Raw genomic sequence first — 13,489 nt, forward strand, 5'->3', positions numbered from 1 at the left:
GTGGTGGGTGAAAAACCCACCCCAACCCCGACCTTCAACATCAAGGTCGTGTGAAACCCGCGTTTGTCGGGGCCACCCCTCCGGTGGAGGGGATAAAGGCCTCCGTTTCAATTTTGGGGATTTCTCGCTCGAAATGACAAAATGCTAATAACCAGAAATAAAAACTCCCAATCACACCCTTTTGTCATTTCGACCGGAGTGCTGAGGAATGAGGTACGGAGTAGTCAGCCCTGAAGAAGTACGAGACAGAAATCTTATCGCGTGTTCATAGCTTACTTCTTAGAACAAACACCCAATGCACAGAATCATCATTTCCCCCCTAGGCGACTTTGATGAATGGCAAGGGTCACAATCGAGTGACTTCGGTTAACAAAGAGCTCTCACCCCTTCAACTCCTCCAACACCTTAAATGTCACCCACATCGAATGGTAGAGTTCCTCCAGTGAAATGGGGGCAGGTTCTCCTTTTCTGATGGAATCGGCAAAAGCCTGAAGTTCCTCACCGTAGCCCTTTTGCGCCTTTGCCCATGTTTTGAGCGGTTTGCCAAGGCCGTTCTTGCGCAGCTTTTTAAAGTCTTCCACTTGCCAGAACTGACCGTCCTGCTGAACTTCCAGCCTTTCTTTTGGCAGAGAAGGATGTCCGTTTGAGAAATAGTTAATCACAGCCACGCTTCCGTTCACCATCTTCAATACAATGGCCGCGGTATCTTCCACGCCGGGTGAAGTTCCCAAAGACGTGACCTGTATCGACTGAACCTTTGATCCCGAAAGAAAAATGGCCAGGTCAATAAAGTGACACGCCTCGCCCAAAATCCTGCCGCCTCCTGTTTTCGGGTCGTGCACCCAATGGTCGGCTGGCAGGGCACCGGCATTGATTTGATAGTGCATACTCACCGGACGAGAGGGCTTAAGTTCTTTCTTTAACCCATCCGTCACGGGAGAAAAACGCCGGTTAAAGCCTACCATCAGTCGTCCCGCGGATTGAGCCGCCACCCGGGCAATTTCCTCCAGTTCATCCGGATGAAGACAAAGCGGCTTTTCCACAAACACATTCTTACCGGCACGCAAAGCTGCCAACACGTATTGCGCGTGCGTATCGTGTCGTGTAGCCACAAAAACGGTGTTGCAATGCTCGTCGGCAAGAAGCTCCTCTACCGACGAAAGTGCACCTGCAAATCCATACTTATCCGCAACGTTGCGCGCATTGTTGGGACGAGCGGTGACTATATGCCGCAAATGCAGCCCTGCGAGATTGGGCAACAGAAAATTCTGCGCAAACGAACCCGCCCCGATAAACGAAGCCACAACCACTCCGGATTTCATTGGGGTATTTTGCTTCCTCACCACTTTTTGAGCAAGCGTTTTGCCCGTGTCGTATGCCAAGATAACTCCGGCAAATTCTTCCGATTTGGAAACAATCATGTCGTAGGCTTGCCGTGCGTCACGAAAATCAAACCGATGCGAAATCAGCGGCGAAAAATCAACGGCTCCCGACGCAAGCATGGCCAGCACGGCCTGCATGTTTCGGTTTTCGGTCCAACGCACATATCCAATGGGATAATCAAGACCTTCTTCCTCATAGGCGCGATCATAACGGCCCGGACCATAAGAGGCCGACATGCGCAAATCCAGCTCTTTGCGGTAGAAATCCTTTCGGTCGAAACCGGTGGGAACGTTGCCCACAATCACCACTTTCCCTTTGGGCCGCGCAACCCGTCCGGCGAGGTTAACGGGGTCGAGCGATGAAGTTCCGGCGGTGATGAGTACGGCGTCCGTGCCGAAACCCTCGCAGAGGTCAATGATTTCGTTTTCAATGCCGTGTTGCTCCCGTACAAATACGTGATCAAAACCGAGAGCGCGGGTTGACTCCACTTGTCGCGCATCAATATCCACCCCGATGGGCCGTACTCCCGCTGCCCTGAGGAGTATCATCGTCATTTTACCAATCAACCCCAGTCCGATCACCACAGCATTTCCGCCCAGTTGGGTGTCGCTCAAGCGGATTCCCTGCAGGGCAATGGCGGCAATGGTGGTCATGGAAGCCTCATCGAGCGAGACACTTTCGGGCACTTTTGCGCAAAGATTTTCGGGTACGGCCACCACCTCGGCGTGCACAGCGGAGCCACCGGCGCATGCCACGCGGTCGCCCACCCTAAAACCGCGCACATCATCGGCAATCGCAATCACCTCACCGGCGCAGCTATAACCCAAGGCACTGGGGGCTTCAAGTTTGTTCATCACCATTTTGTAGGTGTCGGCCAACCCGTAAGTGCGGGCCGCTTTCACCACTTTTTTCACTTCGTTTTGACGGGCGCGCGCCTTGGCCAGGTATCCCAAACGCGCGTCGTTCACGGTTTTTCCTTCGGTGCCTGCGCTGATGGCCGAGTAGTGATTGCGAACCATCACCATGCCCGGCCCGAGAACCGGAAAAGGCACTTCGAGGAGCTGCATGGTGCCGTCTTTGAGTTGTTGTACGAGTTGTTCCAAGTGGTTAATTTTCAATGTACATTCGATACCAATGCTGAAAAGAAATCAGGGCGTAAAGGATGGAACTGTGGTCGGCGGTTCCGCGCCGGTGGTCTTTCACCACACCTTGAATTCTATCTACCGAGAAGCCCTCAAAATTACCAAAAAAGGCAGGGTCGAGAAGCTTATTGAGGATCTCCTGACTGGAAAGCAAGGTTCGGAGAGGCATTCCGAATCCGGCCTTGCGTCTGCGAACAATATCGCGCGGCAAGTCGCTCTGAAAGGCGTCTTTCAGAATGCGCTTGGTGTTGTCCAGACCAGCAATACGATCGGAAACGGGAAGCGACCACGCAAATTCAGCCAACCGGTGATCGAGAAAAGGGACCCTGCTTTCCATAGCGTGTGCCATGCTCATGCGGTCGAGGTAATGAAGGTTCTTCACCAGGAAGTTTTCACGCTCAAAATGCTGCAGGGCTTCGAAGTCGTCTCCCGCATAGTCACCCAGAAAATCTACCGAAGCAGGTTGGCTGAATGGCTGATACACAGATGAAGACGCATGCCAATCACCCACCACACTGAGCGGCGCAAAACGATGAGGGTGACCATAATAGCGACCGAGTTTGTAGAGGTATCGCTTCACGGCCTTGCCTTTTCCCCTGCCGGGATATAAGCCCGCCATGCGCCTGGCTAACATGCGGGCAATCGGAGCCGGAAGTTTGTCGAGCATACCTGCCATCCGCAAAATGATGTGGCCGCCATAGCCGAAAAACAGTTCATCGGCCCCCATTCCGCTGAGCACCACCGTACTTTTTTGCGATGCTTTTGCGGTAATCAAATAAGCGGGAATCTGCGACCCGTCGGCAATCAGGTCATCGGAAAACCGCAGGGTTTGATGAAGCAAATCCGTCGTAAGTTCATCACTGCCAATTGCTATGGCCTCGAAAGAGAGTTTCCATTCGCGGGCCAGTTCACGGGCGTAATGTGCGTCTGAGGTGGTTCCTTCGGCCTTCACATCACGCTCGTCTTTTACCGCGCAGTAGTGCCGAATTTCCGGGCGATTGCGAAGCAGCGATGCAATGATAGACGAGTCCAGCCCGCCGCTCAGAAAGGTGCTAACCGGCACATCGGAGCCCAGTCGAAGTTCAACGGCGTCCGTCAAAAGTGAGCGCACATGGTCGCGCCGTTCGGCGTAGGTTTTCGGAACATCCAAGGTTTGAGGCTTCCAGTAGCGATGGGTTTCCAACGTACCGCGCTCCAAATCAAAACGGAGGTAGCAGCCGGGTTCTAAGCGCTTCACTCCTTTGAAAAGGGTTTCCTGCCTCGGAACATATTTGAATATGAAGTAGTTTCCGAGCTCGTCTTTGTTCAAGGCAGCCCGCACTTCACCTGCCAGAATAGCCTTGATTTCGCTTCCAAATCGCAGCACATTATCCTGAAAATGATAGTAAAGGGGTTTTACGCCCAACCTGTCGCGCACGAGGTACAGGGCATTTTCTTCTCGGTTGAAAAAGGCAAAAGCAAAATCGCCGTTGAGATGCTCCAGGGCCCTGATGCCGTGCGTATTGAGCAACTCAAGCAGCACTTCGGTATCGGTTGAGGAGCGGGGCTGCCATCCTGAGGCTAATTTCGACTTCAACAGGTGATGGTTGTAAATCTCTCCGTTGAAACAGATTACCGCATTTCCATCGGCCGAAGTCATGGGCTGTTTTCCGCGCTCGCTCAAATCGAGAATGGCCAGTCGACGGTGACCCAAAAACAGATGAAAGTCCTTGCACTGCTCTTCAAAAAAGCCCTCGCCATCGGGTCCGCGATGGGCCATTGCGGCAACCATGGCCGGTCCGTTCAGCTTTTCGCGCGACACATAACCAGCTATTCCGCACATGCTTGCAAGGTTTGGTTAAAAATGTTTCGGTAGCGCTGTACAAGGTGCTCTTCGGTAAATCCCGACTCATACCGTGCGCGACTTTTTCTACCCATCTCCATTACCAGATCCGGGTTTCGGATAAGCAAGGTAATGCGTTCAGCCAGTTCGGTTTCGTCGGTGGTATTCACCACAAATCCGTTTTGGTCGTGGAGCACCGATTCAACAATGGCACCCTGGTCGGAAGTGAGAACGGGCAATCCGGCAGCCATGGCTTCTACAATCGCCCAGGGATGTCCTTCGGGATGGGTGGGGATAAAAGCAAAAACGTCGGCGTTGTTGAGGGCTGCCCATTTATCGGCGCCGCTCACGGGTGAATGAAGATGCACTTGATGGAGGCTGTGTTTTTGAATCAATGACAGGCATCGCTCCTGGTAATCTGGATTGTCCCAGGCACCGTAGGCATTTAGGACGCATTCGCATTGAACTTCTTGCGGAAGGGCCGCCAGCGCACGCAACAGCAAATCAAAACCCTTTCCGGGGAGAAAATTGGACAAGTACAAAAGACGCAAGGGCTTAGCCGCCGAGACACGCTTAGCACCAAGCTCCGGAAAATCGCCACCATTGGGAGCTACAAAAATCTTTTCAGGTGGAAAAAGACCTTCAAAGAGGTAGCGAAGATTGTTTCCCAGCACGAGCACGCCTTCGGTTTTCTTCAGTGAATTTCTCACCCACCAGCGGGTCAAGGGCGAGGCGCTGTGGTACCAATTTCTGAACTGGCTTCCTCGAAGTTGCACCAAGACCTTTACCCCGGCACCCGATAGAATCCTTACGTACAAACTGTCTTTTAAAAAACCCATGGTGGTTTGGCTGATGGGCACAAGGGCGAGGTCGGGTTTCAGGCTGCGGGCGAGCTGATGAAGTTGCCGGTAACCACCTATGCTTCGCCAGAGTTTTCGCCAGCCAAAGCGCCCCAGGCTTTTAACCGAGGTGTTGAGTCGGGTGTCAAAATGATGCAAATCAAACCATTCATTGAGGCGCGAACGAAGCAACAATTGCGTTGCAACGGCGGGCCCCATGAAGGGAGGAGGCAATTTACCCAACAAGAGTACCCGGGGTTTTGGCATAGGTCATTTTTCGGTGAAGCGGCAAAGCCACGTAGGCAAACACGGCCATGAGGATGTACACAAAAGGCGCGTACATGGTTGGTGTAGTGCTAATTGCATAAAGCACTGTAGCCATCATGATTCCGGTAACAAGAAAACGGTGATGCTCCGGGAGGTACCGAGCCCTGCGCCACACGTTGAAGAGCAGCAGCACGTACACCAACAACCCCAGGTAGCCCGTGAAGAACAACAGGCGAATGAAGTCATTGTGGGCACCAATTCCTACAAGGTGAAAGGCGTAGTCGAATGTAAGCGGGTACCCCAACATTTGAACAAGCACATTTTGCTGGCTCAGCAGGTCGAACATAAACATCCATCTCCCCACCCGACCGTGCATCAATTTGGAAGTATCCTGCTCACCGGCATACACTTTCATGTCGGTTTCGAGCAGTGGTGTGATGCTGCTTTCCAGTACCTGCTGGCCGAAGTAGATGACAAACAGCCCCACCACCACCATTGCTCCCACGCCTACCGCCTTGTTTACCTTCATGTTGTAGAGTACAAAGAGCCCTACCGTCATGGCAAAAACGGTGTAGCTCGCCACGTGGTGCATGTTTACCAAAGCCACCACCGATACCACCGCAACCACCGCGCAGATACTGATAGAGCGGCGAATGGGTCTGCCTGCCAGTTTATCGCGGAAGTAGAAATAACCCGCAGCGAGGGATGCAAGTGAAATGTAAATGCCGTAGCTCACCACATCGCCAAAATTGCCCTGAATTCTGGCCAGTCCCCGACTTTCCTCGGTTCGGATGGGGCCGGAAGTGAGCTCATATACCAGCACTCCCCCAACAATAATCCCTGCGTAGAGTACCGTTTGCAGAATGCCATCCAAATCTCCCTGGTTGCGCACAAATCGCCGGAGGAAGTAGAAAAGATAGGCCGGCAAGCTGAGTTTCAGCACCGATTCCATGGCCTGCATGGAGAAAGGGTCGAACATAAAAAGGAGAAAACAACCGAGCAGCAATGCCGCAGACCAATACCCAAAAAGCTTGTCAACAATGGAGCGCTGCCGCACTTTGTAGCGAAAAATAGTGAGCAAACACAAAACCGGCGTAAGTACACCCACGATGTACAGGGGCGAAAGCAGCGGCGAGATCTCTTTGAGGTAGTAGAAGTTGTCAATGATGGGACGCAGTAGCACCAGCAACACAAACCACTTGAGCAACCAAGGTTTATCCCTGAACCATTTCTTCCAGTACTTCCAGCGCATTGGCGCTAAAATTACGGGCTTTGCATGGATTGAACCACCCGCGCGGCGATGCTTTGGTAGCTAAAGTTTTCAACCGCTTGTTGGGTGCGTCGGCTCCTTTTGTCAGCATCCATTTCTTTGCCGGCAGCACGAAGCATATCAAGGTGATTTTCGGACACAAAGCTGCACAATGCTCCTGCCTGTCCGATATGTTTGAGGCTCTTATCTTCCGGCAGAACGAGAAAAAGCCCCGTTCCCATTCCTTCGAACACAGAGATGGCCGTGATGGGCCAAAATCCCACATCGGCAGCGTTGTAGCAGGCAAGTAGTTCAGAGTGCGAAGTGAAAGGAAGCAGAAAACAGCGCGAGGTAAATTTTCCGGATTCTACGCGTTGGCGAACAGCCTGCGAATGGATATCCTCACCCACGCCTACCAGCATCAAGTGAACACGGGGATTCTCATCCATCAGGTTTTCCATGGCTCCGATCCACGCATCGTATGACTTGTTTTCGGCCATGCGCCCCACAGAGATATAGAGCACGTCTTCCCCTTTGAGGCCCAACTCTGCACGTTTATGTTCTCGCAAGGAAGGCTGAAAGGAAAAAACACGGTGGTTAAACCCAAGACTGATTTCCACAGATTTGTTTTCCAGGTGCTGATGCGAAGAGGCGCCCAGCCAATCCTTCAGCAGTTGTTTCGTTTCGGGCGTGTAGTGCAGCAATCGATGGGCGTTCTGGAGGGCCCTGAGGTAAATGGGTTTTTTCACGATATCCCTCCACCGCTTTCGCCAGCCCGAGAGATGAATGTAGGAATGACTGTTGTCGCCCAGAAGCACAGCCGTTTTCCAGGGGGTATTGCCCAGCACCGGATAAGGAAAGACCTTTCCGAGGCCCATAACCAGAACAAACTGCGGAGAGGTTTCTTTTACGGCGTGCAATAAACCACGGCCTATCACGAACTGGCCACGCGCAAAAAGGGGCTTAAGGCGGCGCACTTCCACCCCTTCGTCAATGCAGATCTCAGGAAAGGGATAGTCGTTCACCTTGTTCTTTACGTATGCCGGCACCGCGTGCGAAGTCACCACCACCACCTCATGACCGGCAGCAGCCAAGGCCCTTGCGAGATGCACCTCGAGGTATCCGAGATTGGGAAGGTAGTGTCCGCAAACAAATGTAATGCGCAAAGTTCGGGCTGGTTTTGGGCAACAAAAAAGGGCCGCGTTTGCGACCCTGTAAATATGCAGAAAGCGAAAATATTATCGCTTGTGACGACGCTCAGAAGAAACGCTCACCTTCTTGCGGCCTTTGCGGCGACGAGCATTGAGTACGCGACGACCGTCGGCGCTGGCCATTCGCTCTCTGAATCCGTGTTTGTTACGTCGCTTGCGCTGTGAAGGTTGAAATGTGCGTTTCATGACTTTGGTGTTTCTTTTTCGTGGGTTTCTTCAAAAAGGACTGCAAAAATAGATGTTTTTTGCATTACAACAAGCATCTGCAACAAATCTTGCGAAATCTTTGTTGGTGCCTGCGTTGCGAGCAACCAGAGACCGGATTTGCAAACTGACCTCGGTTGATATGGTGCAGAAATCCGTCAGAAAGTGACTATTTCGAGCTCTTTTTGCGCAACAAATTGACTTAACTTTGCGCACCATTATGGCAAGGAGCAGAAACAAGGAAAAGATAAAGGTTTCGCGTGAGGCATGGAAAAAATCCATCCGCATATTCAGCTACCTCAGGCCCTACCGCTTAACGTTTGGAATCGGATTGTTCTTTTTGTTGCTCACCGGAGCTACAGCGCTGATTTTTCCTGAGCTGATGGGGCGGTTGGTGGACAGTGCGAAAGACAGTGACTATTCTACAGCCAACCAGATTGCGCTGGTGTTGTGTGTGATCCTTGTAGCACAGAGTATTTTTTCGTTTTTCAGGGTGTACCTGTTTGTGTCGGTTACGGAGAAATCGCTGGCCAACCTGCGCAACGACATTTATCAGCACCTGATTCGCCTGCCGATGACCTATTTCAATCAAAAGCGGGTGGGTGAACTCAACAGCCGGATGACGGCTGATCTCACCCAGATTCAGAGCACGCTTACCACCACCATTGCCGAGTTTTTGAGGCAGCTTATTCTCATCATTGGTGGACTCACCCTGCTCACCTTTATTTCGCCGAAGCTCACGTTGATGATGCTGGCCATCGTTCCGGTACTGGCCATTTTTGCGGTGATTTTTGGTCGCTTTATCCGAAGTCTGTCGCGAGAGGCGCAGGACAAGGTAGCGGAATCTACCACCATCATTGAGGAAACATTGCAAGGCATTGCCATCGTGAAATCTTTCACCAACGAGCTTTTTGAATCTGTGCGCTTCCGCAAAAGTGTGGATGAAATTGTGCGGGTTTCTATCAAGGGAGGGATTTACCGCGGGATCTTCGCGGCCTTTATCATTTTCTGCATTTTCGGTGCGATTGTAGCCGTGGTGTGGATGGGTGTGCGGATGTCCATTGAGGGCTCAATTACCATTGGAGAGCTGATTTCGTTTGTGCTTTACTCTGTGTTTGTGGGGGCATCCATTGGCGGAATTGCAGAGCTGTACGCGCAGATTCAACGGGCTGTTGGTGGCGTGGAGCGCTTGATGGATATACTGGAGGAAAATCCGGAGAACATCCCAATGACCCAAATTTCCAAAGAAGGCAAGAACCGAATTCGCGGAAAGGTCGCCTTCGAAAATGTGCACTTCAGCTACCCTACCCGACAGGATATGCCCGTACTGAACGGTGTTACTTTTGACGCCGACACGGGTGAAACCATTGCGATTGTTGGGCCCAGTGGCGCGGGCAAAACCACTATCACCGCGCTCATTCTGCGGTTTTACGATATCTCTTCGGGAAGTATTCGCGTTGACGACCGCGAAATTTCAGACTATCCGCTTTCTGAGCTTCGCGCCCAAATGGCCATTGTGCCGCAGGATGTGATTCTCTTTGGAGGCACCATCCGCGAAAACATCGCCTACGGAAAACCCGATGCCAGTCAGCAGGAAATTGAAGAAGCTGCACGCAAAGCCAACGCCGAGGAGTTTATCCGCACTTTTCCCGAAGGTTACGACACCATGGTAGGTGAGCGCGGCATCCAATTATCTGGAGGTCAACGGCAGCGTATTGCCATTGCGCGGGCTGTATTGAAAGACCCTGCCATTCTAATTCTTGATGAAGCAACCAGCTCACTCGATTCAGAGTCGGAGCGGTTGGTGCAGGAGGCTTTGGATGAACTGATGAAAGGCAGAACCTCTTTTGTGGTGGCGCACAGGCTGGCCACGGTTCGCAACGCCGACCGCATTTTGGTGGTTCAGGACGGCAAAGTGGTTGAATCTGGCACCCACCACGAGCTGATTGCGCATGAAGAGGGACTCTACCGCCACCTGAGCAACATGCAGTTCGAAATCGGGTAAGCGCCTCACCTACTCTTAATCCCTGGTTGAGATAAGCAAGCGAGCGCGGCCGTTGTTGGATGCGACCAAAATTCCCCGTATTTCATCGGTCGATACTTTGATGGGGAGTACACGCCGGACATCGTCGGGCAGGAAAATGCCACTTTGCGGCTCGTACACCACCTCAAAATCGCCCTGGCCATTGCCTTTCAGGAAGAGTCCTTTGCCGCTGTCGTAGGGTGTGGTTTCTACTTCGGTCACGAAATTGTTTCCGGCCAGAACTACGTCGAGGTTTCCGTCGCCGTCGAAATCGTCGATCACCATCCCCATGATGGGAGCGATTTGCGCTGCGATCGGCAGAGGTCTGGCCTCCCAACCGTTATCGGTTTGCCGAACCAACACACTGGTGAAATCATCGGCCTGGAGCGCAACTGCCTCCTGAAGCTTTTCATCACCCAGGATGTCCGTCAAACTTGCTGTGGCAAAGTCGTGATAGGTTTCAAACGCCTCCAAAATGAATGGCATCTGGGCGCTGCTGCACTCCCGTCCGCGCACCGGCACGAGTCTGTCCTGATAGGTCTTGCTCAGCACAATGTCCAGTGTTCCGTTTCCGTCGAAATCACCCGCAAAACAGTAGAGCGGTGATTCAGGCGAGGGTTGAAATTTATTGTTCCGCCCCAGGTTACCCAGTATGTATTCCTGTTTGCCATCTCCGGTGAAATCACCTGAGGCAATGCTGCTCCACCAGCCTCCTCCTGCCCCTTCAGGCGGAAAGGAACTGTTGGCAACAAGTCGTCCGTTGTGCCAGTCAAAAAGTTTGGGTTGCATCCACTCCCCCACCACCATGAGTTGAAGATGGTCGATGTCATCGCTTTGAATCCACATGGCATCGCTCACCATACCGGCATACATCAAATCGGGAGCGCGCTTGTCTGTGACATCCACATAGCGTCCGTTCTGATTTTCGAGGAGATAGCTGCGAGGCGCGAGCGGATATTGTCCGGGAACATTTCTTCCGCCCACAAACAAATCGAGGTCGCCGTCGTTGTCCCAATCCACAGCCCTCACCACGAGAGTGCTGGTGTGCATTTTGGGTAGAATTTTGGCAGATTCAAAACCTCCGCGACCGTTGTTGCGAAACATCAAATCCTGCAGTAATTCCGGTGAGTCGGCCACATCACCTCCGCCTCCGCGCGCTACGTAGAGATCTAGAAATCCGTCGCCATCTACATCCAGAAACAATGCACCCAAATCTTCACCTCCGGCGGCAACTTCAAACGCGGGTACATTTGCCTGCTCAAAAAAACCGCCGGCCGATTGCAGGTAGAGCATACCCGGCTCGTCTTTGGCCCCTCCGAGGTAAAAATCATCCAGCCCATTTCCGCTCACGTCGCCTACGGCCAATGCGGGCCCAAGTTGACTCATTCGGTGGGGCAGTAAAATTTCCTCTTTAAAATCGTCAAATTCGTTTTCCTTGTGAACAGCGGGCGGCTTTACAGCGGCCTGGGTAGCATCCCAAAACCATTTTTCCTTCATTTCCGGTTGGCGCTTGCGCGCATCTTCAGCGTCATAAGTCAGGGTCTGGCGCTGATTACTTTCAGGGCTTTTCACCACCTGCCACTTTTGGTTGGGCCACTGAATGACTACACTGTCAATACCGGCCGTTTGCCCCAATCCGAAATGAAGCACAGGCTCCATGAAACTCTGAAAGCCGCGCGTAAAACGATATTCTGCGTATTGCATTTCACCGCTGCTATAGAGCCAAACCCGGGAGCCATCTACGTGGAAAGTTTCTTCCGGAGCCTCCAATTCAATTTGCAGAAAGTAGCTGTTTTCATGCTCACGCGAGTTGTTGCGGCAGATGAAGGCGGGCTGACCGAGGTTGTTCACCACCATATCCAAATCGCCGTCACCGTCCAAATCGGCATAGGCCACACCATTGGAGAACGAGTTCTTTGCGAGGCCCCAATCCGATTTTACCCCTTGGAACTCGTAGCCGTTGATGTTCCGGAAAATCTCGTTGGGCACAGGGGTGGAATCGGCTTTTTGCAGCATTTCGAAGTACACCTCATCCGAGTATTGGTCCAGCGCCAACAAGGTTTGCACGAGATCCTGACGCCAGTCGTTGTTTAGGATATCGCGGTAAATTCCGTTGGAAATGTAGAGGTCTCGTTTGCCGTCATTGTCCAAATCAACCAGCAGCGGCGACCAGCTCCAGTCGGTTTTGGCCACTCCGGCCAGATGGGCAATATCGCTCATCACACCCGAGCCGTCATTGCGGTAGAGACTGTTGAACATGTATTGCGGCCTGAAGCCTTGCACTTCAGTGAGGAACCTGAACTCGTCCACGTCCATAGAAGCCATGTTGAGCTTGTTGCGATAATGATCTGCCGGAGTCATATCAACCACCACCAAATCGGGGCGGCCGTCGTTATTGAAGTCGGCCATGTCGCAGCCCATAGAAAATAGTGGCGAGTGCGTAAAGCGGCTCGAAAGCCGTTCGGCAAATTTTCCGTTTCCGAGATTGAGGTGCAATCTGTCCGGAATAAAGTAATCGTTGGTAATGAGGACGTCGGGCTTGCCGTCTCCGTCAAAGTCAGATACCGCGATACCCAGTCCAAAGCTCACAAAGTCAATTCCGGCCTCTTTACTGATGTCGGTAAACCTGCCATCGCCTTCGTTGCGGTAAAGACTGCATTGGTAGCGTTTCTTTTCGGCTGCAGGGAGTGAATCTACGTGTGCAAGCCAATCGGGTGTCATGTTCTCCCAGTTGCGAACGGCGTGGTTCACCACCCACAGGTCGAGGTCACCGTCTCCGTCCATATCAAAAAAGACCGCTTGTGTGCTCAAGCCGTTATCGGCAATACCATAGGCTGCGGCCTCCTCCTTAAACGTGTTGTTTTTCTGATTGACATACAACTCGTTTCGGGTTGATTTTCGTTGGTATTCCGGGCCGCTGTAAGACACGTAGATATCCATCCAACCATCGTTGTTGATATCAACCAGGGTTACTCCGGTAGCCCATTTGCCCTCGCCTTTGATGCCTGCTTTGTCTGATATATCGTCAAACACAAAATTTCCTCGATTCAGGTACAGGGCATTGGACGCATCGCTTCCGCAGAAAAACAAGTCGGGTAAACCGTCATTGTTGAAATCCCCAATGGCCACTCCGCCGCCGTTGTACATATAGTCGTACTGTCCCACGTTACGGCCCGATTTTTCGAGCACCTGATTGGTAAAATGTACGCCGGTATGCGAGGCGGGCAGGTATTCAAAACGGGTATTTGCCGTTGGGGGCTGGTCGGGAATGGTTTCTGAGCAACTCGTTGCCAGCAGGATTGCAGTCAGAAAAAGGCCATAACGCGACCTGTTAGATGGAGTATTCATT

8 protein-coding genes are annotated in these 13,489 nt (G+C 52.2%); 1 reads left to right on the forward strand and 7 read right to left on the reverse strand.

The window, feature by feature from the left end:
- Positions 1–380: 380 nt before the first annotated feature.
- The 6 genes from EA392_07615 to EA392_07640 form a co-directional block, all read right to left on the reverse strand.
- On the reverse strand, positions 381–2,486 hold the full coding sequence (locus EA392_07615; protein ID TVR39099.1) for an oxidoreductase: 2,106 nt from the start codon (positions 2,484–2,486) through the stop codon (positions 381–383).
- A gap of 4 nt (positions 2,487–2,490) precedes the next feature.
- Positions 2,491–4,347: an asparagine synthase (glutamine-hydrolyzing) gene (gene asnB, locus EA392_07620; GenBank protein TVR39060.1), complete on the reverse strand. Its 1,857-nt coding sequence runs from the start codon at positions 4,345–4,347 to the stop codon at positions 2,491–2,493.
- Positions 4,335–5,453: a glycosyltransferase family 1 protein gene (locus EA392_07625; protein ID TVR39061.1), complete on the reverse strand. Its 1,119-nt coding sequence runs from the start codon at positions 5,451–5,453 to the stop codon at positions 4,335–4,337. Before EA392_07625 ends, asnB begins: the two co-directional genes overlap by 13 nt.
- Positions 5,422–6,705: a hypothetical protein gene (locus EA392_07630; protein ID TVR39062.1), complete on the reverse strand. Its 1,284-nt coding sequence runs from the start codon at positions 6,703–6,705 to the stop codon at positions 5,422–5,424. Before EA392_07630 ends, EA392_07625 begins: the two co-directional genes overlap by 32 nt.
- Before the next feature lie 11 nt (positions 6,706–6,716).
- Entirely contained in the window at positions 6,717–7,868 is a 1,152-nt protein-coding gene (locus EA392_07635; GenBank protein TVR39063.1) for a glycosyltransferase, read from the reverse strand.
- Positions 7,869–7,940: 72 nt separating this feature from the next.
- Positions 7,941–8,099: a 50S ribosomal protein L34 gene (locus EA392_07640; GenBank protein TVR39064.1), complete on the reverse strand. Its 159-nt coding sequence runs from the start codon at positions 8,097–8,099 to the stop codon at positions 7,941–7,943.
- Between the two features lie 238 nt (positions 8,100–8,337).
- Here EA392_07640 and EA392_07645 point away from each other — a divergent pair, with 238 nt between their 5' ends.
- Entirely contained in the window at positions 8,338–10,122 is a 1,785-nt protein-coding gene (locus tag EA392_07645) for an ATP-binding cassette domain-containing protein (protein TVR39100.1), read from the forward strand.
- Positions 10,123–10,137: 15 nt separating this feature from the next.
- Here the strand turns inward: EA392_07645 and EA392_07650 are convergent, their stop codons facing one another.
- The gene (locus EA392_07650; protein TVR39065.1) at positions 10,138–13,488 is read right to left on the reverse strand and encodes a hypothetical protein; all 3,351 of its coding nucleotides are present in this window, start codon (positions 13,486–13,488) and stop codon (positions 10,138–10,140) included.
- Between the last annotated feature and the right edge of the window lies 1 nt (position 13,489).

The sequence above is a fragment of the Cryomorphaceae bacterium genome, from assembly GCA_007695365.1.
GTDB lineage: Bacteria > Bacteroidota > Bacteroidia > Flavobacteriales_D > SKUL01 > SKUL01.

What these genes read in the sequence shown, in the direction of transcription:
- EA392_07645 (TVR39100.1), top strand. Translation starts at nt 8,338, where the DNA reads ATGGCAAGGAGCAGAAACAAGGAAAAGATAAAGGTTTCGCGTGAGGCA.
- EA392_07640 (TVR39064.1), bottom strand. Translation starts at nt 8,099, where the DNA reads ATGAAACGCACATTTCAACCTTCACAGCGCAAGCGACGTAACAAACAC.
- EA392_07630 (TVR39062.1), bottom strand. Translation starts at nt 6,705, where the DNA reads ATGCGCTGGAAGTACTGGAAGAAATGGTTCAGGGATAAACCTTGGTTG.
- EA392_07625 (TVR39061.1), bottom strand. Translation starts at nt 5,453, where the DNA reads ATGCCAAAACCCCGGGTACTCTTGTTGGGTAAATTGCCTCCTCCCTTC.
- EA392_07650 (TVR39065.1), bottom strand. Translation starts at nt 13,488, where the DNA reads ATGAATACTCCATCTAACAGGTCGCGTTATGGCCTTTTTCTGACTGCA.
- asnB (TVR39060.1), bottom strand. Translation starts at nt 4,347, where the DNA reads ATGTGCGGAATAGCTGGTTATGTGTCGCGCGAAAAGCTGAACGGACCG.